This is a genomic window from Arthrobacter sp. Y3223065, from assembly GCF_059090885.1.
Window position 1 is genome coordinate 395,311 of sequence record NZ_JBNHGC010000002.1, and the last position, 26,923, is coordinate 422,233.

The window sequence follows — 26,923 nt, forward strand, 5'->3', positions numbered from 1 at the left end:
CAGCCACCGCCGTCGTCGTAATTCTCATTCAATAAGAACGCCTGGGCGGAACGCGTGTCGCGGGGCTCACACTGGAGGAAGACATGGCTTCCTCTTTGACTCCAGGAGACTCACCTATGGCGCAAGCGCAGATCATCAAAACCAAGGTTGGAATCGTCGGCGGGGGACCGGCCGGCCTGATGCTCAGCCACCTGCTGGCCCAGCAGGGAATCGACAACCTCGTGGTGGAATCCCGTGACCACGACACCATCCATAACACCCACCGGGCCGGCATCCTGGAGGCGGGCTCGGTCAAGATGCTCACCGACACCGGCGTCGACGGCCGGGTGCTGACCGAGGGCGACGAGCACGCCGGCATCGATCTGCGCTTCAACGGAGAATCGCATCCCCTGGACTTCAAAGACCTGGTGGACGCCACCGTGACGCTGTACGCGCAGAACGAGGTCTTCCTGGACCTGGCCGCTGCCCGCCGGCGCGACGGCGGCGACGTGCGCTACGAGGCGCAGGTCACCGAGGTGCTGGACCTGGAGACCACCACGCCCAAGTTCCGGTTCACGGACAAGGACGGCGCCGCCTTTGAGGTGCACTGTGACATCCTGGTTGGAGCCGATGGCTCCCGCAGCTTCTGCCGCCGCGCGGTGAAGGGGGAGCAGGACTACAAGATCGAGTATCCGTTCGCGTGGTTCGGGATCCTGACCGAGGCCCCGAAGAGCGCCCCGGAACTGATCTACGCGAACTCGCCGCACGGCTTCGCGTTGATCTCCCAGCGCAGCGAGACGGTCCAGCGGATGTACTTCCAGTGCGATCCGGCCGAGAACGTGGACGACTGGAGCGACGACCGGATCTGGGCGGAACTGCAGAAGCGGGTCGACGGACCGGACGGCTTCCAACTGAAGCAGGGACCGATCTTCGACAAGACCGTGCTGGCCTTCCGCTCCTTCGTGCGGGAACCGCTGTCCCACGGGCGCATGTTCCTCGCCGGCGACGCCGGACACACGGTGCCGCCCACCGGCGCCAAGGGCCTGAACCTGGCCTTCGCGGACGTCAAGGTGCTCTTCGAGGCCATCGACTCGTTCTACTCCACCGGCAGCGACGCGCTGCTGGAGGGCTACTCCGACCTGGCGCTGCAGCGGGTCTGGAAGGCGCAGAACTTCTCCTACTGGATGACCAGCATGCTGCACACCCGCGAGGATGCCTCGCCGTTCGAGACCAAGCGGGCGCTGGGCGAACTGGCCACCGTGACCGGTTCCCGCTTCGGGCAGCAGTACCTGGCCGAGTCCTACACGGGCTGGCCGCACAAGTAGCCACTCCGCCCGCACCCACCCCCGGGCGCGCAAACCCTGAACCATCCACAGCCACAACGGAAAGGAGTCCCGATGAGCGACGCTAAAGCTCAGGACGAGGCTTTCGAGGACGAGACGTTTGACGACAGCCACCTGCTGGATCCCGCCGCCACCGCGGATTCACAGGAAAAGATCAGCCAGGAAATCGCCGACAGCCACGAGGCGTACCGCAAGGCCGTGGAGGCCGGCGGCGCCGAGGAAACGCAGCCGCGCATCGACTTTGCGCCGTACCGCTCCTCGCTGCTGCGCCACCCCACCAAGGACCTGCACCACGCCGACCCGGAGACCATCGAGCTGTGGAGCCCGGCCTTCGGCGAGCGGGACGTGCACATCCTGGAGTCGGACCTGACCATCCAGCACAACGGCGAGCCGCTCGGCGAGCGGATCGTCGTGCAGGGCCGTGTCCTGGACGGCGACGGCCGCCCGGTGCGGAACCAGCTGGTGGAAGTCTGGCAGGCCAACGCCGCCGGCCGCTACGTGCACAAGCGCGACCAGCACCCGGCCCCGATCGACCCGAACTTCACCGGCGTGGGCCGCTGCATCACCGGGCCCAACGGCGAGTACAAGTTCACCACCATCAAGCCGGCCCCGTACCCGTGGAAGAACCACCACAACGCCTGGCGCCCGGCCCACATCCACTTCTCCCTGTTCGGCACGGACTTCACCCAGCGCATGATCACCCAGATGTACTTCCCGGGCGACCCGCTGTTCCCGCTGGATCCGATCTACCAGTCGATCACCGACCCGGCGGCCCGCGACCGCTTGGTCGCCACCTACGACCACTCGATCACCAGCCACGAGTGGAACACCGGCTACCGTTGGGACATCGTCCTTTCCGGCAGCAACCGCACATGGATGGAAGAAGGCGAGGAGCACTGATGAGCGAGTCCACCACCAAACTGGTGCCCACCCCGGGCCAGACCATCGGCCCGTTCTACGGCTTCGCGCTGCCCTACGAGAAGGACGGCCAGCTGGTCCACCGCGCGCACGCCGGATCCATCCGGCTGCACGGCGTGGTCTACGACGGCAACGGCGCCGTGATCCCCGACTCCATGCTGGAGATCTGGCAGGCCGACGAGCACGGCAAGATCTCCCGCGAAACCGGTTCCCTGGTCCGCGACAACCACACCTTCACCGGCTTCGGCCGGGTGGCCGTGGACAACGTGGGCCACTACACCTTCACCACGGTCAACCCGGGTGCCACCGAGCCGGGCAAGGCCCCGTTCATCTCCATGGTGGTCTTCGCCCGCGGCCTGCTGAACCGGCTGTTCACCCGGATCTACCTGCCGGAGGACACCGAGGCGCTGGCAAACGACCCGCTGCTGTCCTCGCTGCCGGAAGAGCGGCGGAACACGCTCATCGCCGAGCGCGAGCCCAACGGCGACCTCCGCTTCGACATCCGGCTGCAGGGCGAAGGCGAGACCGTCTTCCTGAGCTACCCGGGGATTTAGGAACACATGAACCCAGCGGACCACGCTGATTTCGGGCTGCTGTCTCCGGCTTCGGCCGGGACAGCAGCGTCCCGTTTAACCAGCGACTACCAATTCATCCAGGCCATGCTCGACGTCGAGCTCGAATGGACCCGCGTGCTGGCCGACGCGGGCACGGTGGCGGCGGAAGCCGTCCCGGCCGTCGAGCAGGCTGCACATGCGGACCTCTACGACGCCGCGGGGCTGGCCGAGCGGGCACAGGGCGGCGGCAATCCGGTCATCCCGCTGCTGGCCGACCTGCGGGCGGAGATCAAAAAGCACGACCCCGCTTCCGTCCCGGCGATCCACCAGGGCGCCACCAGCCAGGACATCCTGGACAGCGCCCTGATGCTGATGGCCCGCCGCGCGCTGGCCGGAATCGTCACCGACCTCAAGTCGGCCGCCGCGGCCCTCGGACGGTTGGCGGACGAACACCGCGCCACCGTCACCGTGGCCCGCACGCTCACCCAGCATTCGCTGCCGTCGACGTTCGGGCTCAAGGCCGCCAACTGGCTCTCCGGCGTGGCCCAGGCCGGCATCCGGCTGGAGCAGGTGGCCGCCGGACTGCCGCTGCAGTGGGGCGGTGCGGCCGGCACCATGGCGGCGCTCACCGACCTGGCCAACCGGCCCGCCAACCCTCCGGCGGAGGGCACCGCGCAGGACGACGACGGCGGTGCGCTGGCCCTGGCGGCCCGCCTCGCCGGGCGGCTGGGGCTGGCCGATCCGGTGGCGCCGTGGCAAACCAACCGGCTGCCGGTCACGGCGCTGGCCGCCGCGCTGGCCGACGTGCTGGCGGCCGCCGGGAAGGTCGCCAACGACGTGCTGCTGCTGAGCCGGCCCGAGCTCGGCGAGGTCTCCGAGCCCGCCGCAGACGGCCGCGGCGGCTCCTCGGCCATGCCGCAGAAACAGAATCCGGTGCTGTCCGTGCTGATCCGCAGCGCCGCCCTCGCCGCTCCCGGGCACCTGGCCCAGGTCCAGGCCGCGGCGGCCGGGGCCGTCGACGAGCGGCCGGACGGTTCCTGGCACGTGGAGTGGCAGGCGCTGCGCCAGCTGCTCCGGCTGGCCGGCGGGGCGGCGGCCAAGCTGGCCGAACTCTCCGACGGGCTGGTGGTCCGCCCGGAGACGATGCGCCGGAACCTGCAGATCACCGGCGAGCTGGTGGTCAGCGAACGCGTCATGGCCACGGTGGCGCCGATGCTGGACGGCGGGACCCCCGGCGCCGGCAAGTCCAAGGTCCAGAGCCTGGTGAACCAGTCGCTCGCCGGCCAGGGCAGCCTGGCGCAGCTGCTGCGCGAAGCTGTGCCCGGCGAGGTCCTGTCCGACCCGGCGCTGGCCGAACTGCTGGATCCGGCCGGGTACACCGGCCAAAGCAGCGCCCTGATCGACCGAATCACGTCCCACTACGCAGAATGGAGCCATTCGTGACCGTTCCCGACATCACCCCCACCCTGCTGTCCGAGGGCAAAGGCAGGCCGGTGCTGCTGGCCGGAGCCGGACTGGGTACCGGCGCCAAGGCTCTCTGGTCCGACGCCGTGGAGCACCTGCAGGACTTCCAGGTAGTGGGCGTGGACTTGCCCGGCCACGGGGCCAGCCCCGCCTCGACCGAACCGTACACCATGGCCGAACTGGCCCAAGGAGTCGTGGCGATGCTGGACAAGCTGCGCGAAGCCGGCGACATCGACGCCGGGGCCAAGGTGTACTTCGCCGGCGTCTCGATGGCCGGTGAACTGGCCCTGCAGCTGGGCCTGGACTACCCGGACCGGTTCGCCGGCCTGGGCGTGGTGTGCTCCGGCGCCAAGATCGGCGAGCCGGAGGCGTGGCTGGAGCGCGCGGAAACCGTGCGCACCGCGGGCACGCCCACGATGGTGACCGGCTCGGCGCAGCGCTGGTTCGCGCCGGGCTTCATCGAGAAGCACCCCGAGCGCACCACCCGGCTGCTGCACACGCTGCAGAACGCCGACCGCTTCGCCTACGCCCACGCCTGTGAGGCCCTGGCCGGCTTCGATGTCCGCGAACGGCTCCGTGAAATAGGCACCCCGGTGATCGCCATCGCCGGGGCGGTGGACCAAGTGTGCCCGCCCGGGTTCGCCGAAGCAGTGGCCGCCGGCGTGCAGAAGGGTAGCTCCGCCGTCGTCGACGGCGTGGCCCACCAGGCACCCGCCGAAGCACCCGCGGAAACCGCGGCCCTGCTGCGCGATTTCTTCCTGGCCGACTGAACGGCAGCCGGACCCATGACTGAACTACCCAAGGAGTACACGCCGTGAGCGACAACCGCACCTTCGATCCTGCCAAGACACAGCAGGAGGTCTACGACGAGGGCATGGCCGTGCGCCGGCAGGTCCTCGGCGATGCCCACGTGGACCGCGCGAACAGCTCGATCGATGAGTTCACCCAGGACTTCCAGGAACTGATCACCCGTTACGCCTGGGGGACCATCTGGACCCGGGAGGGGCTGCCCCGCACCACGCGCAGCGCCATCACGCTGACCGCCATGATCGCCAGGAATCACTGGGAGGAATTCGCCATGCATGTCCGGGCGGCGCTGACCAACGGCATGACCCGGGACGAGATCAAGGAAGTGGTGCTGCAGTCGGCCATCTACTGCGGCGTTCCGGACGCCAACGTCGCGTTCAAGGTGGCCAAGGGCGTCTTTGCCAGCCTTGACGAGGATCACAAGGGCTCGATATAGTTCATATGACGTACATGCGTTCGTGAAGCGAACAGCCTCGGCGAAGACCGGAAGCCGCCCCCGCGGCGATCCCGCGCCGAACCGGCAAGTTCCTGCGCGGACCCCCGTGTCGACGGAGCGGTCCGGTCCAGCCTGAGCGCTGGACCGGACCGTTTGCTGTCACCGAAAAGCGCACGCCCCAAGTGCGCCACGAAGGAGCCTCGAATGAACCAGGCATATTTGTATGACGCCGTCCGCACCCCCTTCGGCAAGTTCGGCGGTGCGCTGGCCGGTGTCCGCCCGGACGACCTGGCGGCCGAAGTCGTCAAGGCGGAAGTTTCCCGGGCCCCCGGCCTGGACCCGGAACGCATCGACGAGGTGATCTTCGGCAACGCCAACGGCGCCGGCGAAGAGAACCGGAACGTCGCGCGCATGGCCACGCTGCTGGCCGGCCTGCCCACCTCCATCCCGGGCACTACCGTGAACCGGCTGTGCGGCTCCAGCCTGGACGCCGCGATCATCGCCTCCCGACAGATCAACGCCGGCGAAGGCGACCTGGTGCTGATCGGCGGCGTCGAGTCGATGAGCCGGGCGCCGTGGGTGCTGCCGAAGACCGAGAAGCCCTACCCGGCCGGCAACATGACGCTGGCGTCCACCACGCTGGGCTGGCGCCTGGTGAACAAGAAGATGCCCCAGGAATGGACCGTTTCCCTGGGCGAGGCCACCGAACAGCTGCGCGAGCGTCACGGCATCACCCGCGAACGGCAGGACGAGTTCGCCGCCGCCTCGCACCGGCTGGCCGACGAGGCCTGGAACGCGGGCAAGTACGACTCGATGGTGGTGCAGGTTCCGGGCACCGACCTGGCCCGCGACGAGTCCATCCGCCCCACCAGCACCGTTGACGTCCTGGCGGGGCTGAAGACCGTCTTCCGGCCGGTGGGCGACGGCCCCGAGGGCGGCACGGTCACGGCCGGCAACGCTTCGCCGCTGAACGACGGCGCTTCCGCGGCCTGGCTGGGCAGCGAGGCCGCCGCCGGGCTGCTGGGGACCGAGCCGCTGGCCCGGATCGCCGGCCGCGGCACCTCCGCCCTGGAACCGCAGTTCTTCGGGTTCGCGCCGGTGGAGGCCGCCAACCAGGCCGTCAAGCGGGCCGGGATCAACTGGTCCGATGTCGCCGCCGTCGAGCTCAATGAGGCATTCGCCGCGCAGTCGCTGGCCTGCATCGACAACTGGGACATCGACCCGGCGATCGTGAACGCCTGGGGCGGTGCCGTGGCCATCGGCCACCCGTTGGGCGCCTCGGGGATCCGCATCCTCGGTACGCTCGCCCGCCGCCTGCAGGAATCGGGCGACCGCTGGGGCGTGGCCGCCATCTGCATTGGCGTGGGCCAGGGCCTCGCCGTCGTGCTGGAAAACGTCAACTCAACCAAGAACTAAGGAGGTAAGCGAGTGGCTACATTCGCTGCTACTGCCCAGGACGCCGTGGCCGGCATCCAGGACGGCGCCACGGTGATGATCGGCGGCTTCGGCAACGCCGGCCAGCCGATGGAGCTGATCGACGCGCTCATGGACTGCGGCGCGACCGACCTGACCGTGGTGAACAACAACGCCGGGCAGGCGGACGCCGGCCTGGCGCTGCTGATCAAGGAGCGCAGGGTCAAGAAGATCATCTGCTCCTTCCCGCGCCAGTCCGACTCCTGGCACTTCGACACCGCCTACCGCGCCGGCGAAATCGAACTGGAGCTGGTGCCGCAGGGCAACCTGGCCGAACGTATCCGCGCCGCCGGCGCCGGGATCGGCGGCTTCTTCACGCCCACCGGTTACGGCACCATGCTGGCCGAGGGCAAGGAAACCCGCATGATCGACGGCAAGGGCTACGTGCTCGAGACCCCGATCCACGGCGACGTGGCGCTGATCAAGGCGCTGACCTCCGACAAGAAGGGCAACCTGGTCTACCGCAAGACCGCCCGCAACTTCGGACCGATCATGGCCGCCGCCGCCAAGAAGAGCATCGTCCAGGTCTCCGGCATCGTGGAGACCGGCCAACTGGATCCCGAGGTCATCGTGACTCCGGGCATCTACGTGGACACCGTCGTCGAAATTGCGCAGCAGGCCGCAGAGGGAGAGGCAAACCAGTGAGCGAGAAACTCAGCCGCGAAGACCTGGCCAGGCTGGTGGCCCGGGACATCCAGCCCGGTTCCTTCGTCAACCTCGGCATCGGCCAGCCGACGTCCGTCTCCAATTACCTGACCGCCGAACAGGACATCACCCTGCACACCGAGAACGGCATGCTGGGCATGGGCCCGGAGGCGCAGGGCGACGAGATCGACCAGGACCTGATCAACGCGGGCAAGGTCCCGGTCACCGAGGTGCCGGGGGCGTCCTACTTCCACCACGCCGACTCCTTCGCCATGATGCGCGGCGGCCACCTGGACGTCTGCGTGCTCGGCGCGTTCCAGGTCTCCGCCACCGGCGACCTGGCGAACTGGCATACCGGCGCACCCGATGCCATCCCCGCCGTCGGCGGTGCGATGGACCTGGCGACCGGGGCCAAGGATGTCTACGTGATGATGTCCCTGTTCACCAAGGACGGCAAGCCGAAGCTGGTTCCGGAAGGCACCTACCCGCTCACGGGCGTGGGCTGCGTCACCCGCATATACACTAATGACGCTGTCTTCCTGATTACCGAGGAAGGCGTGCGCGTGCGCGAAACGTTCGGAACCACGCTTGAAGAACTGCAGTCCAAGATGGACATCAAGCTGCTTCCGCCCACCGAGTAACTGCAAAAAGGAACCATGACCGAGACCAAGACGCCGGGCGACCAGTTCGTCCAGTCGCTGGCCCGCGGATTGACCGTGATCAGGGCCTTCGACGCCGACAACGTCACCATGACGCTCAGCGAGGTCTCCAAGAGGACCGGCCTGACCCGTGCCACGGCGCGGAGGTTCCTGCACACCCTGGTCGACCTGGGCTATGTGCGCACGGACGGCCGTGTCTTCGAACTCACCGCTCTGGTGCTCCAGCTGGGGTATTCCTACCTTGCCGGGCAGAGTCTGCCCCAGCTGGTGCAGCCATTGCTGGAAGAGCTTTCCGCGGAGCTGCATGAATCCACCTCGGCGTCGATTCTCGACGGCGATGAGATCGTCTACATCGCCCGCATCCATACCCGGCGGATCATGACCGTGGGCATCATGGTGGGCACACGCTTCCCCGCCTATGCGACGTCGATGGGCCGCGTGCTGCTCGCCGGCCTGCCCGCCGATCGGCTGGAGGACTATCTGGCCTCCGCCGACCTGAAGCCGCTGACATCACGCACCATCGCCGACCCGGACAGGCTCCGGGCGGAGCTGGACAAGGTGCGGCGTCAGGGATGGGCGCTGGTGGACCAGGAGCTGGAGATCGGGCTGCGCTCCGTTGCGGTGCCGGTGCTGCATCCGGACGGTTCCGTGGCCGCCGCGTTGAACATGTCCATGCAGGCGTCGCTGGCAGACGGCACCCGGGACGTGGATGCCGTCGTCGCAGAAGCCCTGCCGAAGCTGCAGGCCGTCGCCGCCAAGATCACCGACGCCCTGCGCGCCCAGCAGTAGGCCCGCGCCCGGGCGTTGGCCACGCCGCCACCAGGAATTCCCCCAGGGAGGATCGCGTACATGGGAACACGCCGAACCGCCGGTCCGCTCCGAACTGCCGCCGGCCTGGCGGGAGAACTGCTCGTGACCATCGGGGGCATCCTCCTCCTCTACGTCATCTGGCAGCTGTGGTGGACCAACGTGGACGCCCATGCGGCGCAGCAGGGCGCCGTCACCGCCCTGTCCCGGCAGTTTGCAGGTCCCACCGAGCCCGCCGCTGCCGCGGACTTCGGGCCGCCGCAGCCAGGCGAGCCGCCCGGGGACGGGGAGACCTTCGGCATCGTCTACATCCCGCGCTTCGGCGACGACTTCTCCGTGCCGGTCTCCGGGGGAGTGGGTCCCGAAGTCCTCGATTCGCTGGGCCTGGGCATGTACGCCGGGGCAGCGATGCCGGGGGAGGTCGGGAACTTCTCGGTGGCCGGCCATCGGCAGACGTACGGCAAGGTCCTGGACAGAATCGACGCGCTCCGGCCCGGGGACCACATTCACGTGCGTACCGCCGACGGGTACTTCAGCTACGTCTTCGAGGAGTACACCATCGTGACGCCGGACCGGACAGACGTGCTGCTGCCCGTGCCGGAACAACCCGGGGCCGAACCGGTCAGAGCGATGATGACGCTGACAACCTGTCATCCGAGGTTCGGCGACCAGGAGCGTTACATCGCCTACGCCGCGCTGGACTCCTGGCGCCCCGCCGACGCCGGGCCCCCTGCCGAAATCGCCGGCCTGGTCGCCGCGCAGGCAGGAGCCTGAGGTGTACGCCTGGATCTTCCGGAACCTGCCCGGCCCGCTCGCCGTGCGGCTCCTGCTGTCTCTGTTGCTGCTGGCGGCGGCCGTCCTGGTGCTCTTGGAGTTCGTCTTTCCCTGGATCAGTTCCCTCGGGCTGCTGGAGGGCGAGGCAACACTCAGCCCGGGACCGGGATAAGACGGGGATTGGGATTGGGATCGGGCAGGGCGCTAACCGTGGCGGGTTGCCGGCGGAACCCGTACACGACGTGTCGGTTAGCAGAATGTGTCCTGGATCATCTATATTTCTGCCAGGGCCGGTAGACGCCGGCCGACGCAGGGCGCCGAAAGTGATCGGATCGGCGCGATAACCGCCCTGCCAGTACAGCCGAGTTGGGGACAGGATTTTTCACGTGACATCACGACTGCGCACTGCACTGCTCACCGGCACCGTTGCCGGCGCCCTCGCCCTGGGCAGCGTTCCCGCCCACGCTGACAGCCAGGATCCGGCCGGACAGCAGGCCCCGATCCCCGGTGACACCGCTCCCGCACCGGGCCCGGACGCGGTTGCCGTCGGGACGGTTGTGTCGGAAGCTGCCGCGGGCGCGCCGGTTGAAGAAACTGCCGCTGCCGAGCCGGTTCAGGCGGAGCCGGAAGAGGCCCTGGCTGACGCCGTGGTTACCCTGCTGGTCGAGGCCCCCGCAGCGGATAACGACGGCGGGCCGTCGGACGGCGCCGACGGCACCGAGGGCACCGCCGGGGCTGCGGCCCCGATCGATTCCCACGCGGGTGGCGAAGCGGCGGCCTCCGCGGAAGATGCCTCGGCCGGGGAATCAACGCCGACACCGGCCCCGGAAACCATGCCCAATACTCCCGCCGACACGAATGCCCCTGCAGCGGAGCCGGCCACGGAGGTTGCGCCCGCACCGGTCGCTCCTCCCGCTATGGTCGAGTCGATTGTGGTGGGCGGACGTACCCTGACCCACAGGGACTTCAACATCCCGGATGACATCGCCGCCAGCGACGAGGAAACGGTCATGCGCTGGATGGAAGAGAACATGGACCTCGTGCTCGAGTCCGAGGGCATGACGTACCTGGTGGACCTCATGCTGGAGTACCTCATGGCGGGCGACCTTGATGGCCTGGCCGCCATGATCCGCGAAATGAGCGCATCCGATCCCGCTGCGGGGGAGGAACTCATCCTGTGGATGTACGAGCTGTTCGAAGGCATTGGAGAATGGCCCGGCGACTTCGGCGAGTGGCCGGTTGTCGACGAGCCCGCACCGGGTCAACCGGCCAAGGAAACAGTCGTCATCCCGGCCGGCCCGGTCGTGGTTCCGGCCGCGCAGCCCCTGCCGGCAGCACAGCCGGACGTGCCGCCGGTGGCCGTCCCGGCCGGTGCACTGGCAGAAACCGGTGCCGCCGGCACCGTCGGGCTGGCCTCGGGTGGACTGGGCCTGTTGCTGCTGGGCTCCGCCCTCATCTTCTGGCGGCGCCGAAGCGCCTGAGGTAGCCGTCCCGGTCCTGCCCCCGGACGTTCACCCGGCCGCCAACTGTCGTTGACCTTGGCATGGATGAATGTCCTGCGATGGATTCTGAGACACAGCGGCGGAAATTCCTGCCCGAAATCCAAGCCCTGCGCGCCCTTGCGGTGCTGTTGGTGGTGGCCTACCACCTGGAGCCGCGCTGGTTGCCCGGCGGATTCGTCGGAGTGGATGTCTTCTTCGTCATCTCCGGCTTCCTGATCACCGGCCACATGCTCCGCGAGGCGGCGGCCACCGGAACGCTGTCGCTGCGGTCATTCTGGGCGGCCCGCATCCGGCGCATCCTGCCCGCGGCGCTGCTGACCATCGCCGTCGTACTGGCGGCCACGCTGGCGCTGCTGCCCATGAGCCAGTGGGAGCGCATCGGTGGCCAGGCGCTGGCCTCCACCCTCTATGTCCAAAACTGGGTCCTGGCCGCCGGATCCGTCGACTACCTGGCGGCGACCGAGACGCCGACACCGCTTCAGCACTTCTGGTCCTTGGCCGTCGAGGAACAGTTCTATCTGCTGTGGCCGCTGCTGGTCTTGCTGGCCGTCTTCGCGGCGCGCCGCAGGCGGCAGGGCCGCTGGGGAGCGGGGCGCCGCCGGGGGGAGGAGCGGGTGGCACGGACGGCCGCCGCGATCTTCGCCGTCGTCGTCGCAGCGTCGCTGGCGTACGGCATCTGGGCCACCGCCGGCGGCAGCCCGGCCGCGTACTTCATCACGCCCACCCGGATATGGGAACTTGGGCTGGGCGGGCTGCTGGCCGCCCTGCACCAGGACCCGCGGCGCTGGCCCTACTTGCGCAGCATCCTGGCGGCTGCCGGCCTGGCCGCCATCGTGGCCTCGGCGTTCCTCTTCAACGCCAGCACGCCGTTCCCCGGGGCGGCGGCACTGCTGCCGGTGCTGGGCACCATCGCCGTCATCGCTGCCGGACGGACCAGCGGCCCGCTGTCCCTGCACCGCCTGGTGGACTGGCGGCCTGTCCAATGGACGGGGAACGTCTCCTACTCGCTCTACCTCTGGCACTGGCCCCTGATCGTGTTTTTCACGGTCCTGGCCGATAAAGAACCCGGGCCGGCCACCAGCCCGCTGCTGCTGGCCTGTTCCTTTGGCCTGGCCGCCCTGAGCTATTACTTCGTGGAAACACCGGTGCGCCGCTTTGGCTGGTTCAGCGCCAGCGCCTGGCGGCCGCTCGCCGCGGGTGCCGCGGCCACCGCGCTCGTCGGCACGCTGGCGTTCGTGCCGGCCGACCAGCAGGAACGCATCCTGGCCCAACGCGCCGAGGCGACGTCGGCGCTGCTGGCCGCCCCGCCGCAGGGGTTCGGGGTTGCCTCGATGTCGGAGGAGGGCCACCGCGCCTTCGCCACCGAGACCCCGCTGGTGGTCCCGGATCCGGCCCGGGCCGGAGCCGACCAGTCCGGCCTCGGCGATTGCGCCGTCAAGTCGATGGCCACCGAGACCAAGGAATGCACGTACGGGGACCCGGAGGGGGACTTCACCTTGGCGCTGGTGGGGGACTCGCACGCAGGCCACTGGTTCAAGGCCCTGGAGCCTGTTGCCCATGAGCGGGGATGGACCCTGCTGACGTATATCCATAATTCCTGCCCTTTCAGCGCGGAGCAGCGCAAGCTGGAAGCCCAGGGGGAATCCGTCTGCCAGGGGCCCAACGAACAGACCATGGAACGGCTGACGTCCCGCGGCGACGTGGACGCGGTCCTCACCTCGTACTATGCGGAGTCTTCCTTCGTCGACTCCGGAACGGGCCAGCGGCCCGGCGCGGCGGGCTTCGCCGAGTACTGGAACGAGCTCGCCGACGCCGGCGTCGACGTGTACGCGTTGAAGGACACGCCCCGCCCGCGCGAGGGCGCCATCGCCCGGGACTGCGTGGCGGTGAACTACGAGGACCCGGCCGAATGCGGCCAGCCCCGGAGCGACGGGCTCGACGGCAAGGACCTCACCGAAGATGCCGCCAGGCTGGCGCCGCGGACGCAGGTCATCGACATGTCCGCACACTTCTGTGACCGGGCGACCTGTCCCGCGGTGGTCGGCAACGTCCTGGTGTACCGGGACCTCAACCATGTCAGCGGCACGTACATGAAGACCCTTGCCGGGGCATTGGAGGCTGCGTTGCTGCAGGCCATGGAGCGGTGATGGGTGTAGAGGCAGCCGCCGGGGCCCTGTGTGCTCCGGGTCCGTTATTGTCTGATAGACTTTTCTTCGATTGTTTTGTGTGGCAGTGGATGAAGGCCGTTCCGTTTCACAGCGGGGCGGAGCCTGTTTCCGGTCCGCGGGGTTCTTGCGCGGAGAATGCCACACTTTTGCACGCCTACGGTCGCTTCAATTCGGCAGCGGGTGCGAAGACGACCGACAGTGCCTGGCCCTGCAAGTGAGGCGGGGCAAAGCCCAAGAAAAACGGAGAACACGAAAGTGCCTACGATTAACCAGCTGGTCCGCAAGGGCCGCTCACCCAAGGTCAATAAGACCAAGGCGCCTGCCCTTAAGGGCAGCCCGATGAAGCGCGGCGTTTGCACCCGCGTTTACACCACCACCCCGAAGAAGCCGAACTCTGCGCTCCGCAAGGTAGCCCGCGTCAAGCTCGCCGGCGGCATCGAAGTGACTGCCTACATCCCCGGTGTAGGCCACAACCTGCAGGAACACTCCATCGTGCTGGTGCGCGGCGGCCGTGTGAAGGACCTGCCCGGTGTCCGCTACAAGATCGTCCGCGGCGCCCTCGACACCCAGGGTGTCAAGAACCGCAAGCAGGCCCGCAGCCGCTACGGCGCGAAGATGGAGAAGAAGTAATATGCCTCGCAAGGGTCCGGCCCCCAAGCGGCCGCTAGTTGTAGATCCCGTCCACGGTTCCCCGTTGGTGACCCAGCTGATCAACAAGGTTCTTGTTGACGGCAAGAAGTCCACCGCAGAGCGCATCGTTTATGGTGCCCTCGACGGTGTGAAGGCCAAGTCCGGCGGCGATCCCGTTGCCGCCCTGAAGAAGGCCATGGACAACGTCCGCCCGACCCTGGAGGTCCGCTCCCGCCGCGTCGGCGGCGCCACCTACCAGGTTCCGGTTGAGGTCAAGCCGGGCCGTGCCACGGCCCTGGCCCTGCGCTGGCTGGTCGGCTACTCGAAGGCCCGCCGCGAGAAGACGATGACCGAGCGTCTCATGAACGAGATTCTGGATGCGTCGAACGGTCTCGGTGCCGCTGTGAAGCGTCGCGAAGACACCCACAAGATGGCCGAGTCCAACAAGGCCTTCGCCCACTACCGCTGGTAAAGAGCCGGTACGACGACGGCGCCAACCGCCGTCGTCGTACCCCTCACCTACAAAGGGAGACATTGTGGCACTGGACGTGCTAACCGACCTCACGAAGGTCCGCAATATCGGCATCATGGCCCACATCGATGCCGGCAAGACCACCACTACGGAACGCATCCTGTTCTACACGGGTGTGAACCACAAGCTCGGCGAAACTCACGACGGTGCGTCGACGACCGACTGGATGGAACAGGAAAAGGAACGCGGCATCACCATCACCTCCGCCGCGGTGACCTGCTTCTGGAACCAGAACCAGATCAACATCATCGACACCCCGGGCCACGTGGACTTCACGGTGGAGGTTGAGCGTTCGCTGCGCGTCCTCGACGGTGCTGTCGCTGTCTTCGACGGCAAGGAAGGCGTGGAGCCGCAGTCCGAGACTGTGTGGCGCCAGGCCGACAAGTACGAGGTTCCGCGCATCTGCTTCGTCAACAAGATGGACAAGCTGGGCGCCGACTTCTACTTCACGGTGGACACCATCATCAAGCGCCTCGGCGCCAAGCCGCTGGTCATGCAGCTGCCGATCGGTTCCGAGAACGACTTCATCGGCGTCGTCGACCTGCTGACCATGAAGGCCATGGTCTGGGAGGGTGACTCCAAGGGCGACGTTTCCATGGGTGCTGCCTACGAGACCCGGGAGATCCCCGAGGACCTGCAGGCCAAGGCCGAGGAATACCGCGCGCAGCTGGTGGAATCCGTTGCCGAGGCTTCCGAGGAACTCATGGAGAAGTACCTCGAAGGCGAAGAGATTTCCATCGACGAGCTGAAGGCCGGCATCCGCAAGATGGTCGTCAACTCGGAGATCTACCCGGTCTTCTGTGGTTCTGCCTTCAAGAACCGCGGCGTGCAGCCGATGCTGGACGCCGTCATCGACTACCTGCCCTCTCCGGTCGACGTTCCCTCGATGGTCGGTCACGACCCGAAGAACGAGGAAGTCGAGCTGACCCGCAAGCCGAACGAGGACGAGCCGTTCTCCGCGCTGGCGTTCAAGATCGCGGCGCACCCGTTCTTCGGCCAGTTGACCTACATCCGCGTCTACTCGGGCAAGGCCACCTCCGGCACCCAGCTGCTGAACTCCACCAAGGGCAAGAAGGAACGCGTTGGCAAGCTGTTCCAGATGCACGCCAACAAGGAGAACCCGGTGGAGGAGATGCACGCCGGGCACATCTACGCGGTGATCGGCCTGAAGGACACCACCACCGGCGACACCCTGTGTGCCGTCGACGCCCCGATCGTCCTCGAGTCGATGTCCTTCCCGGAGCCGGTGATCTTCGTGGCCATCGAGCCGAAGACCAAGGGCGACCAGGAGAAGCTTTCCACGGCTATCCAGAAGCTCTCCGCCGAGGACCCGACGTTCACCGTTTCGCTGAACGAAGAGACCGGCCAGACCGAAATCGGCGGCATGGGCGAGCTGCACCTGGACATCCTGGTGGACCGCATGCGCCGCGAGTTCAAGGTCGAGGCCAACGTGGGCAAGCCCCAGGTTGCCTACCGTGAAACCATCAAGAAGGCTGTCGAGAAGGTCGACTTCACCCACAAGAAGCAGACGGGTGGATCCGGCCAGTTCGCGAAGGTCCAGGTTTCCTTTGAGCCGCTGGACACCACCGACGGCACCTTCTACGAGTTCGAGAACAAGGTCACCGGTGGCCGTATTCCGCGCGAATACATCCCCTCGGTCGACGCTGGCATCCAGGATGCCATGCAGCTCGGCATCCTGGCCGGCTACCCGCTGGTCGGCGTCAAGGCCATCCTGCTCGACGGCGCATACCACGACGTCGACTCTTCGGAAATGGCCTTCAAGATCGCTGGTTCCCAGGTCTTCAAGGAAGGCGCACGCCGCGCCAACCCGGTCCTGCTCGAGCCGCTGATGGCCGTCGAAGTACGTACCCCTGAGGAATACATGGGCGACGTGATCGGCGACCTGAACTCCCGCCGTGGACAGATCCAGTCCATGGAGGACGCTAGCGGCGTGAAGGTTGTGCGCGCTAACGTTCCGCTTTCCGAGATGTTCGGCTACATCGGCGACCTGCGTTCCAAGACGCAGGGCCGCGCGGTGTACTCGATGCAGTTCGAAAGCTACTCTGAGGTCCCGAAGGCTGTTGCCGACGAGATCATCCAGAAGACGCGCGGCGAGTAAAACCCCATAGGTGGCGGGTCCTTATGCGTAAGGACCCGGCACGCCGTGCAGGCGGCCGGTTCACGCAGCCGGCCGCCAGCACAACCCACTGACGGAACCGCGCAAGTTTTGCCGGTTCCTGACGGAACCAGTAATTTCACCAAACACAAAAGCCCGAAGTAGACTTGTTCAAGTTTCGGCCGTGACAATCGCGTCCGGAGAGCAAATCTTCTCAACACGTTCTAGGAGGAACCCGTGGCGAAGGCAAAGTTCGAGCGGACTAAGCCGCACGTCAACATTGGTACCATCGGTCACGTTGACCACGGTAAGACCACGTTGACCGCTGCCATTTCCAAGGTGCTTGCTGACAAGTACCCCGATCTCAACGAGCAGCGTGACTTCGCAGCTATCGACTCTGCCCCGGAAGAGCGCCAGCGCGGTATCACCATCAACATCTCGCACGTCGAGTACCAGACCGAGAAGCGCCACTACGCACACGTGGACGCCCCCGGCCACGCTGACTACATCAAGAACATGATCACCGGTGCCGCCCAGATGGACGGCGCGATCCTGGTGGTTGCCGCGACTGACGGCCCGATGGCCCAGACCCGCGAGCACGTTCTGCTGGCCCGCCAGGTTGGCGTTCCCACGCTGCTGGTGGCCCTGAACAAGTCGGACATGGTTGAGGACGAGGAACTGCTCGACCTGGTCGAAATGGAAGTCCGTGAGCTGCTCAGCTCGCAGGAGTTCGACGGCGACAACGCACCGGTCATCCGCACTTCCGGCCTGAAGGCCCTGGAAGGCGACGCCCAGTGGGTCAAGTCCGTCGAGGACCTGATGGACGCCGTTGACGAGTACATCCCGGACCCGGTCCGCGACAAGGACAAGCCGTTCCTGATGCCGGTTGAAGACGTCTTCACCATCACCGGCCGCGGCACCGTGGTGACCGGCCGCGCCGAGCGCGGTACCCTCGCCATCAACTCCGAGGTCGAGATCGTCGGCATCCGCCCGGTGCAGAAGACCACCGTTACCGGTATCGAGATGTTCCACAAGCAGCTCGACGAAGCATGGGCGGGCGAGAACTGTGGCCTGCTGCTGCGCGGTATCAAGCGCGAAGACGTGGAGCGCGGCCAGGTTATCGTGAAGCCGGGTTCGATCACCCCGCACACCGACTTCGAGGCCAACGTCTACATCCTGTCCAAGGATGAAGGCGGCCGCCACAACCCGTTCTACTCGAACTACCGTCCGCAGTTCTACTTCCGCACCACCGACGTGACCGGCGTTATCACGCTGCCGGAAGGCACCGAAATGGTCATGCCGGGCGACAACACTGAGATGACCGTTGAGCTCATCCAGCCGATCGCCATGGAAGAGGGCCTCGGCTTCGCTATCCGTGAAGGCGGCCGCACCGTTGGTTCGGGCCGCGTCACCAAGATCACCAAGTAACTTTGTGATCTGCTGACCGGAGATCTCCGGTCGGAGGCAAGAGAACCCCCGCCGTCTCAGGACGGCGGGGGTTCTCTCTTTAACTTTGCGGGGCGAGTACGAAGCCTGGCACCGCCTCAACCGCGGCCGTGTACCACCGTGCGGGTGGGCCGGGGCCCCGGCTGTCTTGTTCCCGCCGGGTTCAGATGTTTTGGTGCAGGCAGAGAATGTTGCCCTCCGAGTCCGGGAACCAGGCGCAGCGCTGGTGGCCGGTGACCGCGATGTGGTTGACGGTCTTGAGGCCCGGCAGGTCGTAGTCCGCGAAGTCGACGCCGCGGCTGGCCAGTTCGGACATTTCGGTTTCCAAATCGGCAACCTCGAAGCTGATAGAGGTGTGGTCCGACGTGTCGGCGTCCGGTCGGACGATGAGTTCTACCGCGGTGGAGCCGTCGCTGGAGAACAGGAACGAGTCCTCTCCGAGCGGTCCGGCGGGCTGCAAGCCGAGGGAATTTTGGTAGAACGCGCGCGCCCGGTCCATGTCCTTCACGGGCAGGACCGTCGTCATGGTGTGGGTGCTGAGCATGGTTGTCCGGCTTCCTGGGAGCGTCTGCGGTGGACACTCCCAGAATAGTCGTGGCCGGGGTCCCGGGAATTGGAGGACGGGCACGAATTTTGACCGGCAACCAGTAGGATCGGGACCATGGAATGGCTGATCGTGTGGATCGTCCTGGGCCTGGTCGCCGCGGTGGTCGGAGCGGTGTCCTGGGGCAGGCGGTACTTCCGCCATGAACTGGACCGTGCCCGCCGGATCCGGCGCGCCAACGGCGGGCGGTAGCCCAAAACGCCTGCGGTATCGAAGGCGCCGGCGGGACGTCAGGCCTGACTCGGTGCGGCCACGGCCGTCGCCGATTGCCCGGACGCCGTGCCTGCGCCGGCACGGCGACGGCGCGCTGCCACATCCTTCAGCCAGTGGAAGGACGCCTTGCGGATCCGCTGCTGGGTGCCGAAGTCCACGTACACCAGGCCGAAGCGCTGGCTGTACCCTGCCGCCCATTCGAAGTTGTCCATCAGCGTCCAGACGTAGTAGCCGCGCAGGTCGATGCCGGCCGCCGGCCCGTCCGGCGCCGTCGCGGTGAGCGCGGCCTCCAGGTGCGTGGCCAGGTAGTCGATCCGCCGCACGTCGGCAACGGACGGCTCCTTCGTCAGCGCATCGCGGACCACCACATCCTTGAAGCTGGCGCCGCCCTCGGTGATGTAGACCGGCGGCAGGTTGGGGTAGCGCTCCGCCATCTGGGCCAAGGCAACCTGCAGGTAGTCTGGTGCCACGGGCCAGCCGAATTCTGTCCGTTCATAACCCGGCCACGCTGCCAGATGGAACGGCAGGTCGCCGCCCTGCTCCCAGAGCAACTCGGGCAGGCCCTCGGGGATTGCCTCGGGACCGGTCAGCGGTCCCGGGCCGATGCCGATCCTGGTGGGGAAGTAGTAGTTCAGCCCGTAGAAATCCAGCGGCTGGCTCATCACCGCCAAGTCTTCGTCCGGAATTTCGCGCAGGTACTGGAGCGCGGGTTTGAGCACCGGGTTGAAGGTCGGGTAGCGGCCCAGCAGGACAGGGTCCGAAAACATGCCGTTGTGGAGCACATCGAACAGTTCCACCAGCACATCGTGGGCCAGCCCTTCCTTGGCGCCGACCACGGGGGAGTAGACGTTGGTGATGCCGGCCTCGCCCGCGATCCCGCCGGCCCGCAGGGCCGAGAGGCTGAGCCCGTGCGCGAGGATGAGATGGTGCGCGGCCGGCAGGGCGTCGAACAGCCCGGCCTGGCCGGGCGCATGGACGCCGAGGCCGTAGCCGTTAAGGGTGACAGTGGTCGGCTCGTTGATCGTTACCCAGCGGTCCACCCGGTCGCCGAACCTGTCCGCGGCAATGGCCGCGAAGTCGGCCAGCCGGTAGGCCGTATCCCGGTTCAGCCAACCACCCGCATGCTCCAGCGGCAGCGGGGTGTCCCAGTGGTAGAGCGTGCACATCGGTGAGATGCCCCGCGCCAGCAGCTCATCCAGCAGGCGGTCGTAGAAATCGATGCCCTGTTGGTTGACCGGACCCTGTCCGCCGGGCTGGATCCGCGGCCAGGACAGCGAGAACCGGTACGAGTCCACGCCGAGCTCCGCCATCAGCCCGACGTCCTCCGGCATCCGGTGGTAGTGGTCGCAGGCAGCATCCGCCGTCGCGCCGCCGGCAATCCGCCCGGGCTCATGCGAGAACGCGTCCCAGCCGGACGGTCCGCGCCCGTCTTCGGCCACGGCGCCCTCGATCTGGAACGCCGCCGTCGCCACGCCCAGGGTGAAGTCGGACGGGATCAAAGCCGCCAGGCGCCCGCTGTCCATTGCCATTCTCTGTCGTCCTCCGTAACCTGGTCCTCCCGCGTTGCGGGGCCCGCTGGAGCGGGCTGGCACCAGCATCGCACTGCCGGCAGGTCCGCGCCATAGCGGCGCAGCCGCCGCGTGTCCGGATGGAAGCCCGACGGCGGGGTGCAGCCGCCGCGCGTCCGGACGGGAGCCCGGCGGCGGGGTGCAGATGCGGACAACGGCGGCGGGGAACCTGCCGCCCGGTGGCGGCGTGCAGCGCCGAGGGCAGGGCCGCGGCTCCGCGGCTGATCCTTCGGCCCGGAGGCACTGGGCCGGGGGCCGATTCGCAATCACGGCCAAAGTCTGCCACACTAGATGAGTTGTTCAAGCGCTTTTGCATGTCTTCGTGCGAAGCTGGGTCCCGCCCGGGATAATGCCCGGGGCAGGGTCAGGCTCCACAGATTTCAAAGCCCAAATATAACCCACCCTCCATTTTGAGCGGGCGGAGTGCGCAGAATGTTCGCGACACGCCCGACCGCGGGGGTCGGAGCCTCAGCAGGGTGAGGAACCCGGATTCATCCGGATTCAGTCTGCCGGAGGAGCGCCAGGCCAGGAGCGATCCAACCGTCGGGGCGCATCAGGAGAAAGTCAACAGAGCAGCACTGAGAAAGAGAGCGGAGACGCCATGGCGGGACAGAAAATCCGCATCCGTCTGAAGTCATATGACCATGAGGTCATTGATGTTTCAGCACGGAAGATCGTCGAGACGGTCACGCGTGCAGGCGCAACGGTAGTGGGCCCCGTGCCGCTGCCCACCGAGAAGAACGTGTACTGCGTTATCCGGTCGCCGCACAAGTACAAGGACAGCCGGGAGCACTTTGAAATGCGCACCCACAAGCGGCTGATCGACATTATCGATCCCACGCCCAAGGCCGTCGATTCGCTGATGCGGCTCGACCTGCCGGCGGACGTGAACATCGAAATCAAGCTGTAGGGGAGTGAGTCATTTGTCTACCACTACACGCCAAGTAAAGGGACTGCTGGGCACCAAGCTCGGCATGACCCAGGTCTGGGACGAGAACAACCGGCTCATCCCGGTCACCGTCGTCAAGGCCGACTCCAACGTCATCACCCAGCTGCGCTCTGCGGACGTCGACGGCTACACCGCCGTCCAGATCGGCTACGGCCAGATCGACCCGCGCAAGGTGACCCAGCCGCTGGCCGGCCACTTCGAAAAGGCCGGGGTTACCCCGCGCCGCCACGTGGTTGAGCTGCGCACCGCCGATGCCGGCTCCTACGAGCTGGGCCAGGAACTCTCCGTGGAACTGTTCGAGACCGGCCAGAAGGTCGACGTCGTCGGAACCACCAAGGGCAAGGGCTTCGCCGGTGTCATGAAGCGTCACGGCTTTGCCGGTGTGGGCGCCTCGCACGGCGCGCACAAGAACCACCGCAAGCCCGGTTCCATTGGTGGCGCGTCCACTCCGGGCCGCGTTTTCAAGGGCATGCGCATGTCCGGCCGCATGGGTGCCGTCCGCCAGACCACGCTGAACCTGACCGTTCACGCTGTGGACACCGAGAACTCGCTGCTCTTGATCAAGGGTGCCGTTCCCGGTGCCCGCGGCTCGGTCGTTCTCGTCCGTTCCGCTGTGAAGGGAGCCTAGTTCAATGGCTAACACGCTCAAGGTTGACCTGCCTGCAGAGATCTTCGACGTCCAGACCAACGTGCCGCTGCTGCACCAGGTCGTCGTCGCACAGCTCGCTGCTGCCCGGCAGGGAACCCACAAGACCAAGACCCGCGCCGAGGTTTCCGGTGCCGGCCGCAAGCCGTTCAAGCAGAAGGGCACCGGCCGCGCCCGCCAGGGTTCGATCCGCGCCCCGCACATGACCGGCGGCGGCGTCGTGCACGGTCCGACCCCGCGCGACTACAGCCAGCGCACCCCCAAGAAGATGAAGGCCGCTGCCCTGCGCGGCGCCCTCTCCGACCGGGCACGCAACGGCCGCATCCACGTCGTGGAGGCACTGGTGGCCGGCGACAAGCCGTCCACCAAGGCCGCTACCGAGGCCCTGCGCGCCATCTCCGATCGCAAGAACCTGCTCGTAGTCATCGAGCGCGCCAACGATGTGGCGGCCCTGAGCCTGCGCAACATCGACGGTGTTCACACCATTTACGTGGATCAGCTGAACACCTACGACGTGCTGGTTTCCGACGACGTGGTCTTCACCCAGGCCGCCTACGAGGCGTTCATCGCAGCTAAAGCAACTGCCAAGGAGGACGCCAAGTGAGCGCGACCACCACAAAAGATCCCCGCGACGTGATCCTTGCTCCCGTCGTTTCGGAGAAGAGCTACGGCCTGATCGACGAAGGTAAGTACACCTTCCTGGTCGACCCCCGCTCGAACAAGACCGAGATCAAGCTGGCCGTGGAGAAGATTTTCTCCGTCAAGGTCGACTCGATCAACACCATCAACCGTGCCGGTAAGCGCAAGCGGACCAAGTTCGGATGGGGACAGCGCAAGGACACCAAGCGCGCAATTGTCACCCTGAAGGAAGGCACAATCGACATCTTCGGCGGTCCGCTTTCTTAAGCGGAGACCACTTTAACGAGGAATTGAACTATGGGAATCCGTAAATACAAGCCGACTACACCGGGCCGTCGCGGCTCGAGCGTGGCCGACTTCGCTGAAATCACGCGATCGACGCCGGAAAAGTCGTTGCTGCGCCCGCTGACCAAGTCAGGTGGACGTAACAACTCCGGCAAGATCACTACCCGCCACAAGGGCGGCGGACACAAGCGCCAGTACCGTCTGATCGACTTCCGTCGCCACGACAAGGACGGCGTGCCCGCCAAGGTCGCTCACATCGAGTACGACCCGAACCGCACCGCGCGGATCGCCCTCCTGCACTACGTTGATGGCACCAAGCGCTACATCCTGGCTCCGGCCAAGCTGAAGCAGGGAGACACGGTTGAGGCCGGCGCCAGCGCCGACATCAAGCCGGGCAACAACCTGCCGCTGCGCAACATCCCCGTCGGTACGGTCATCCACGCTGTGGAGCTGCGTCCGGGCGGCGGTGCCAAGATGGCCCGCTCCGCCGGTGCCTCCGTCCAGTTGGTGGCCAAGGAAGGCAAGTACGGCCAGCTCCGCCTGCCGTCCGGCGAAATCCGCAACGTTGATGTGCGCTGCCGCGCAACCATCGGCGAGGTGGGCAATGCCGAGCAGTCCAACATCAGCTGGGGCAAGGCCGGCCGCATGCGCTGGAAGGGCGTCCGCCCGACCGTCCGCGGTGTGGCCATGAACCCGATCGACCACCCGCACGGTGGTGGCGAGGGCAAGACCTCCGGTGGCCGCCACCCGGTCAACCCGAACGGCAAGCCCGAGGGCCGCACCCGCCGCCCGAACAAGGAAAGCGACCGCCTGATTGTGCGTCGCCGTCGTACTGGCAAGAACAAGCGATAGGAGCCTGGGAACATGCCACGCAGCCTGAAGAAAGGCCCCTTCGTCGATCAGCACCTCTTCGTGAAGGTAGCTGCAGAGAACGAAAAGGGCACCAAGAACGTCATCAAGACGTGGTCCCGCCGTTCGATGATCGTGCCCGACATGCTCGGACACACGATCGCCGTACACGACGGACGCAAGCACATCCCGGTGTTTGTCACTGAGTCGATGGTCGGGCACAAGCTCGGCGAATTCGCCCCGACGCGGACCTTCCGCGGCCATGTGAAGGACGACCGCAAGGGCAAGCGCCGCTAGGCGCTGCTTTGACGGCAGAAGACGAGAGAAGGAAAGCAATGGAAGCCAAGGCTATTGCGCGCCATATTCGCGTGACGCCTATGAAGGCCCGGCGCGTCGTCAACCTTGTTCGTGGCAAGCAGGCGAATGAGGCTCTGGCAATTCTGAAGTTTGCCCCGCAGGCAGCTTCGGAGCCGGTCAGCAAGGTACTCGCGTCGGCAGTCGCCAACGCCCGCGTTATCGCGGACCGTGACGGCGTCGCCTTTGACGAGAGCGACCTGTACATCAGCGAAGCATTCGTAGATGAAGGCCCCACCATGAAGCGGTTCCAGCCGCGCGCCCAAGGGCGTGCCTACCGCATCAAGAAGCGGACCAGCCACATCACGCTTGTTGTCGCTACCCCGGAGAAAGAGGAGGACCAGTAAGTGGGACAGAAAGTAAACCCGCACGGATTCCGACTCGGTATCACCACCGACCATGTCTCCCACTGGTTCGCTGACAGCAACAAGGCCGGCCAGCGCTACAAGGACTTTGTCCGCGAGGACGTGAAGATCCGCCAGCTGATGTCCACGGGCATGGACCGCGCGGGCATCGCGAAGGTTGAGATCGAGCGTACTCGTGACCGCGTGCGTGTGGATATCCACACCGCCCGCCCCGGCATCGTCATCGGCCGCCGCGGCGCCGAAGCAGACCGCATCCGCGGCGAGCTGGAGAAGCTCACAGGGAAGCAGGTGCAGCTGAACATCCTCGAGGTCAAGAACCCGGAGATCGAAGCGCAGCTGGTTGCCCAGGGCATCGCCGAGCAGCTGACTTCCCGCGTGGCCTTCCGCCGCGCCATGAAGAAGGCCATGCAGTCCGCCACCCGCGCCGGCGCCAAGGGCATCCGTGTCCAGTGCTCCGGTCGCCTCGGCGGCGCCGAAATGAGCCGTTCGGAGTTCTACCGCGAAGGCCGTGTGCCCCTGCACACCCTGCGGGCGAACATCGACTACGGCTTCTTCGAGGCCAAGACCACGTTCGGCCGCATCGGCGTCAAGGTCTGGATCTACAAGGGCGACGTGACCGCGAAGGAACTGGCGGCCCAGCAGGCTGCTGCTCCGTCCTCGCGTGGTCGTGGCGACCGTCCGGGCCGCCCCGCTGCCGGTGGCGAGCGCCGTCGTCGTAATGACCGTGCTGCCGCTCCCGCCGCAGGCGAGGGCGCAGCCAAGGCCGAGGCACCTGCCGCTGAGGCAGCAGCGCCGGCAGCAGAAGGAGGACAAGCTTAAATGCTTATCCCACGTCGAGTTAAGTTCCGTAAGCAGCACCACCCGGGTCGTTCCGGCGCTGCTTCCGGCGGCACCGAGGTCAGCTTCGGCGAGTGGGGTATCCAGGCTCTGACGCCGGCATACGTCACCAACCGCCAGATCGAAGCGGCCCGTATTGCGATGACCCGCCACATCAAGCGTGGCGGCAAGGTTTGGATCAACATTTATCCGGACCGCCCGCTGACCAAGAAGCCGGCCGAAACCCGCATGGGTTCCGGCAAGGGTTCGCCGGAATGGTGGGTCGCCAACGTCAAGCCGGGACGGGTTCTGTTCGAACTGTCCGGTGTCAATGAAGAGGTAGCTCGCGAGGCCCTGCGCCTGGCGATCCACAAGCTGCCGTTGAAGGCACGCATTGTGCGTCGCGAAGGTGGTGAATAGAAATGGCAGTTGGTTCAAAGGAACTGGCAACCGATCAGCTCGAGACTTTCGATAAGGACCGTCTCGCAGAGGAGCTGCGCAAGGCCAAGGAGGAGCTGTTCAACCTCCGTTTCCAGTCCGCCACCGGTCAGCTGGAAAACCACGGCCGCCTGAAGGCCGTGAAGCGGGACATCGCGCGCATCTACACCGTGCTGCGTGAGCGCGAGCTCGGCATTCGTCCCGAGGTCGAGGCTTCTGCGGAAGCTCCGGTCGAGGAGAAGAAGGCCAAGAAGGCTAAGAAGTCTGAAAAGGCCGCCGAAGCCGAAACCGCCGAGACCGAAACCCCCGCTTCGGAGGATGAGGCCAAGTGAGCGAAAACACGAACAAGGATGCAACTGTGGAAGAAGCCACTCAGGCTCGCGGTTACCGTAAGACCGCCCGCGGCTACGTCGTCTCGGACAAGATGGAAAAGACCATCGTGGTCGAGGTTGAGGACCGCGTGAAGCACGCGCTGTACGGCAAGGTGATCCGCCGGACCGAGAAGCGCAAGGCCCACGACGAGCAGAACGCCGCCGGCATCGGCGACCTGGTTCTGATCGCCGAGACCCGGCCGCTGTCCGCCACCAAGCGGTGGCGCCTGGTCGAGATCATCGAAAAGGCCAAGTAGGACTCACGTCCTGCGTGCGGGGCCCGCCTGCCGAGCGGGCGGGCCCCGCACCCTTAAGTTTCCCTTCCGGCACGAACTGGATCCCGGTCCGCCGGAGCAGCCGGAAGGGTTTGGAAGGACTGTGGTTTCGGCCGCAGACCCTTTGAAAAGTACAAGCCCCTGGCCGTGATTTCACGTCCGGGGTGTCTTGGTCATAAACTAGTAATCTTGCCTGTGCCGTTTGGAAAGACCATCCATCCTTCCGCATGGACAGAATAGGCAAATTCCCGCAACCGCCTTCGGACCGCACACGCGTGTGGCCAGGGGGGGTTACGGT

Annotated in this window: 32 protein-coding genes; 30 read left to right on the forward strand and 2 right to left on the reverse strand. The window is 66.5% G+C overall.

Annotation, left to right across the window (positions count from 1 at the left end):
- Nucleotides 1-116 precede the first annotated feature (116 nt).
- From AC5RUK_RS06755 to tuf, 18 genes are all read left to right on the forward strand, one after another.
- On the forward strand, nucleotides 117-1,304 hold the full coding sequence (locus tag AC5RUK_RS06755; RefSeq protein WP_493989371.1) for a 4-hydroxybenzoate 3-monooxygenase: 1,188 nt from the start codon (nucleotides 117-119) through the stop codon (nucleotides 1,302-1,304).
- A gap of 72 nt (nucleotides 1,305-1,376) precedes the next feature.
- On the forward strand, nucleotides 1,377-2,222 hold the full coding sequence (pcaH, locus tag AC5RUK_RS06760) for a protocatechuate 3,4-dioxygenase subunit beta (RefSeq protein ID WP_493989370.1): 846 nt from the start codon (nucleotides 1,377-1,379) through the stop codon (nucleotides 2,220-2,222).
- On the forward strand, nucleotides 2,222-2,794 hold the full coding sequence (pcaG, locus tag AC5RUK_RS06765) for a protocatechuate 3,4-dioxygenase subunit alpha (protein ID WP_494151716.1): 573 nt from the start codon (nucleotides 2,222-2,224) through the stop codon (nucleotides 2,792-2,794). The genes pcaH and pcaG overlap by 1 nt, the downstream gene beginning before the upstream one ends.
- A gap of 6 nt (nucleotides 2,795-2,800) precedes the next feature.
- A complete protein-coding gene (locus tag AC5RUK_RS06770; RefSeq protein ID WP_494151717.1) occupies nucleotides 2,801-4,237 on the forward strand; it encodes a lyase family protein in 1,437 nt (478 codons plus the stop codon).
- A complete protein-coding gene (locus AC5RUK_RS06775; protein WP_494151718.1) occupies nucleotides 4,234-5,028 on the forward strand; it encodes an alpha/beta fold hydrolase in 795 nt (264 codons plus the stop codon). Before AC5RUK_RS06770 ends, AC5RUK_RS06775 begins: the two co-directional genes overlap by 4 nt.
- A gap of 44 nt (nucleotides 5,029-5,072) precedes the next feature.
- Nucleotides 5,073-5,501, forward strand: coding sequence for a 4-carboxymuconolactone decarboxylase (gene pcaC, locus AC5RUK_RS06780; RefSeq protein ID WP_493989366.1), 429 nt, complete (start codon nucleotides 5,073-5,075; stop codon nucleotides 5,499-5,501).
- A gap of 204 nt (nucleotides 5,502-5,705) precedes the next feature.
- Nucleotides 5,706-6,917 (forward strand): thiolase family protein, encoded by a 1,212-nt coding sequence (locus AC5RUK_RS06785; protein ID WP_493989365.1) that lies wholly within the window; start codon nucleotides 5,706-5,708, stop codon nucleotides 6,915-6,917.
- 12 nt (nucleotides 6,918-6,929) lie between these two features.
- Entirely contained in the window at nucleotides 6,930-7,619 is a 690-nt protein-coding gene (locus AC5RUK_RS06790; protein ID WP_493989364.1) for a 3-oxoacid CoA-transferase subunit A, read from the forward strand.
- Nucleotides 7,616-8,260, forward strand: a complete 645-nt coding sequence (locus AC5RUK_RS06795; RefSeq protein WP_494151719.1) for a 3-oxoacid CoA-transferase subunit B — start codon at nucleotides 7,616-7,618, stop codon at nucleotides 8,258-8,260. Before AC5RUK_RS06790 ends, AC5RUK_RS06795 begins: the two co-directional genes overlap by 4 nt.
- Nucleotides 8,261-8,275: 15 nt before the next feature.
- Complete coding sequence (locus AC5RUK_RS06800) at nucleotides 8,276-9,067, forward strand: IclR family transcriptional regulator domain-containing protein (protein ID WP_493989362.1); 792 nt, start codon at nucleotides 8,276-8,278, stop codon at nucleotides 9,065-9,067.
- Nucleotides 9,068-9,127: 60 nt separating this feature from the next.
- On the forward strand, nucleotides 9,128-9,859 hold the full coding sequence (locus AC5RUK_RS06805; RefSeq protein WP_494151720.1) for a class E sortase: 732 nt from the start codon (nucleotides 9,128-9,130) through the stop codon (nucleotides 9,857-9,859).
- A gap of 1 nt (nucleotide 9,860) precedes the next feature.
- Nucleotides 9,861-10,031, forward strand: a complete 171-nt coding sequence (locus AC5RUK_RS06810) for a hypothetical protein (RefSeq protein WP_493989360.1) — start codon at nucleotides 9,861-9,863, stop codon at nucleotides 10,029-10,031.
- 214 nt (nucleotides 10,032-10,245) lie between these two features.
- Nucleotides 10,246-11,340 (forward strand): LPXTG cell wall anchor domain-containing protein, encoded by a 1,095-nt coding sequence (locus AC5RUK_RS06815; RefSeq protein WP_494151721.1) that lies wholly within the window; start codon nucleotides 10,246-10,248, stop codon nucleotides 11,338-11,340.
- An 80-nt stretch (nucleotides 11,341-11,420) separates the two neighbouring features.
- The gene (locus AC5RUK_RS06820; protein ID WP_494151722.1) at nucleotides 11,421-13,508 is read left to right on the forward strand and encodes an acyltransferase family protein; all 2,088 of its coding nucleotides are present in this window, start codon (nucleotides 11,421-11,423) and stop codon (nucleotides 13,506-13,508) included.
- A 276-nt stretch (nucleotides 13,509-13,784) separates the two neighbouring features.
- Complete coding sequence (gene rpsL / locus AC5RUK_RS06825) at nucleotides 13,785-14,159, forward strand: 30S ribosomal protein S12 (RefSeq protein WP_127511055.1); 375 nt, start codon at nucleotides 13,785-13,787, stop codon at nucleotides 14,157-14,159.
- A gap of 1 nt (nucleotide 14,160) precedes the next feature.
- On the forward strand, nucleotides 14,161-14,631 hold the full coding sequence (gene rpsG, locus AC5RUK_RS06830) for a 30S ribosomal protein S7 (protein ID WP_127511056.1): 471 nt from the start codon (nucleotides 14,161-14,163) through the stop codon (nucleotides 14,629-14,631).
- A 64-nt stretch (nucleotides 14,632-14,695) separates the two neighbouring features.
- Entirely contained in the window at nucleotides 14,696-16,810 is a 2,115-nt protein-coding gene (fusA, locus tag AC5RUK_RS06835) for an elongation factor G (protein WP_493989357.1), read from the forward strand.
- A 234-nt stretch (nucleotides 16,811-17,044) separates the two neighbouring features.
- Nucleotides 17,045-18,235, forward strand: coding sequence for an elongation factor Tu (gene tuf / locus AC5RUK_RS06840; RefSeq protein ID WP_493940539.1), 1,191 nt, complete (start codon nucleotides 17,045-17,047; stop codon nucleotides 18,233-18,235).
- Nucleotides 18,236-18,416: 181 nt separating this feature from the next.
- On the opposite strand, the gene AC5RUK_RS06845 is transcribed toward tuf, so the two are convergent.
- Nucleotides 18,417-18,797 carry a VOC family protein gene (locus AC5RUK_RS06845; protein WP_494123062.1) on the reverse strand — a complete coding sequence of 127 codons (381 nt, stop codon included), beginning with the start codon at nucleotides 18,795-18,797 and terminating at the stop codon, nucleotides 18,417-18,419.
- 117 nt (nucleotides 18,798-18,914) lie between these two features.
- Between AC5RUK_RS06845 and AC5RUK_RS06850 the strand changes: the two genes are divergently transcribed.
- Complete coding sequence (locus AC5RUK_RS06850) at nucleotides 18,915-19,049, forward strand: hypothetical protein (protein WP_493989355.1); 135 nt, start codon at nucleotides 18,915-18,917, stop codon at nucleotides 19,047-19,049.
- A gap of 38 nt (nucleotides 19,050-19,087) precedes the next feature.
- On the opposite strand, the gene AC5RUK_RS06855 is transcribed toward AC5RUK_RS06850, so the two are convergent.
- Entirely contained in the window at nucleotides 19,088-20,599 is a 1,512-nt protein-coding gene (locus AC5RUK_RS06855) for a GH1 family beta-glucosidase (RefSeq protein ID WP_494151723.1), read from the reverse strand.
- A gap of 640 nt (nucleotides 20,600-21,239) precedes the next feature.
- Between AC5RUK_RS06855 and rpsJ the strand changes: the two genes are divergently transcribed.
- The 11 genes from rpsJ to rpsQ are packed head-to-tail and all read left to right on the forward strand — an operon-like array spanning nucleotide 21,240 to nucleotide 26,607.
- Nucleotides 21,240-21,548, forward strand: coding sequence for a 30S ribosomal protein S10 (rpsJ, locus tag AC5RUK_RS06860; protein ID WP_003803825.1), 309 nt, complete (start codon nucleotides 21,240-21,242; stop codon nucleotides 21,546-21,548).
- 13 nt (nucleotides 21,549-21,561) lie between these two features.
- A complete protein-coding gene (gene rplC / locus AC5RUK_RS06865) occupies nucleotides 21,562-22,215 on the forward strand; it encodes a 50S ribosomal protein L3 (protein WP_494151724.1) in 654 nt (217 codons plus the stop codon).
- A gap of 4 nt (nucleotides 22,216-22,219) precedes the next feature.
- Nucleotides 22,220-22,837, forward strand: a complete 618-nt coding sequence (rplD, locus tag AC5RUK_RS06870) for a 50S ribosomal protein L4 (RefSeq protein ID WP_494151725.1) — start codon at nucleotides 22,220-22,222, stop codon at nucleotides 22,835-22,837.
- Nucleotides 22,834-23,139, forward strand: coding sequence for a 50S ribosomal protein L23 (rplW, locus tag AC5RUK_RS06875; protein ID WP_493941555.1), 306 nt, complete (start codon nucleotides 22,834-22,836; stop codon nucleotides 23,137-23,139). Before rplD ends, rplW begins: the two co-directional genes overlap by 4 nt.
- A 30-nt stretch (nucleotides 23,140-23,169) precedes the next feature.
- On the forward strand, nucleotides 23,170-24,009 hold the full coding sequence (gene rplB, locus AC5RUK_RS06880) for a 50S ribosomal protein L2 (protein WP_493979217.1): 840 nt from the start codon (nucleotides 23,170-23,172) through the stop codon (nucleotides 24,007-24,009).
- A gap of 12 nt (nucleotides 24,010-24,021) precedes the next feature.
- A complete protein-coding gene (gene rpsS, locus AC5RUK_RS06885; protein WP_074701289.1) occupies nucleotides 24,022-24,303 on the forward strand; it encodes a 30S ribosomal protein S19 in 282 nt (93 codons plus the stop codon).
- A gap of 38 nt (nucleotides 24,304-24,341) precedes the next feature.
- Nucleotides 24,342-24,707, forward strand: coding sequence for a 50S ribosomal protein L22 (gene rplV / locus AC5RUK_RS06890; RefSeq protein WP_136784918.1), 366 nt, complete (start codon nucleotides 24,342-24,344; stop codon nucleotides 24,705-24,707).
- On the forward strand, nucleotides 24,708-25,544 hold the full coding sequence (rpsC, locus tag AC5RUK_RS06895) for a 30S ribosomal protein S3 (protein ID WP_493989351.1): 837 nt from the start codon (nucleotides 24,708-24,710) through the stop codon (nucleotides 25,542-25,544). It abuts the gene before it with no gap.
- A complete protein-coding gene (gene rplP, locus AC5RUK_RS06900; RefSeq protein WP_493979215.1) occupies nucleotides 25,545-25,961 on the forward strand; it encodes a 50S ribosomal protein L16 in 417 nt (138 codons plus the stop codon).
- A gap of 2 nt (nucleotides 25,962-25,963) precedes the next feature.
- A complete protein-coding gene (gene rpmC / locus AC5RUK_RS06905; protein ID WP_493989350.1) occupies nucleotides 25,964-26,311 on the forward strand; it encodes a 50S ribosomal protein L29 in 348 nt (115 codons plus the stop codon).
- Nucleotides 26,308-26,607 (forward strand): 30S ribosomal protein S17, encoded by a 300-nt coding sequence (gene rpsQ / locus AC5RUK_RS06910; RefSeq protein ID WP_493989349.1) that lies wholly within the window; start codon nucleotides 26,308-26,310, stop codon nucleotides 26,605-26,607. The genes rpmC and rpsQ overlap by 4 nt, the downstream gene beginning before the upstream one ends.
- Nucleotides 26,608-26,923 lie beyond the last annotated feature (316 nt).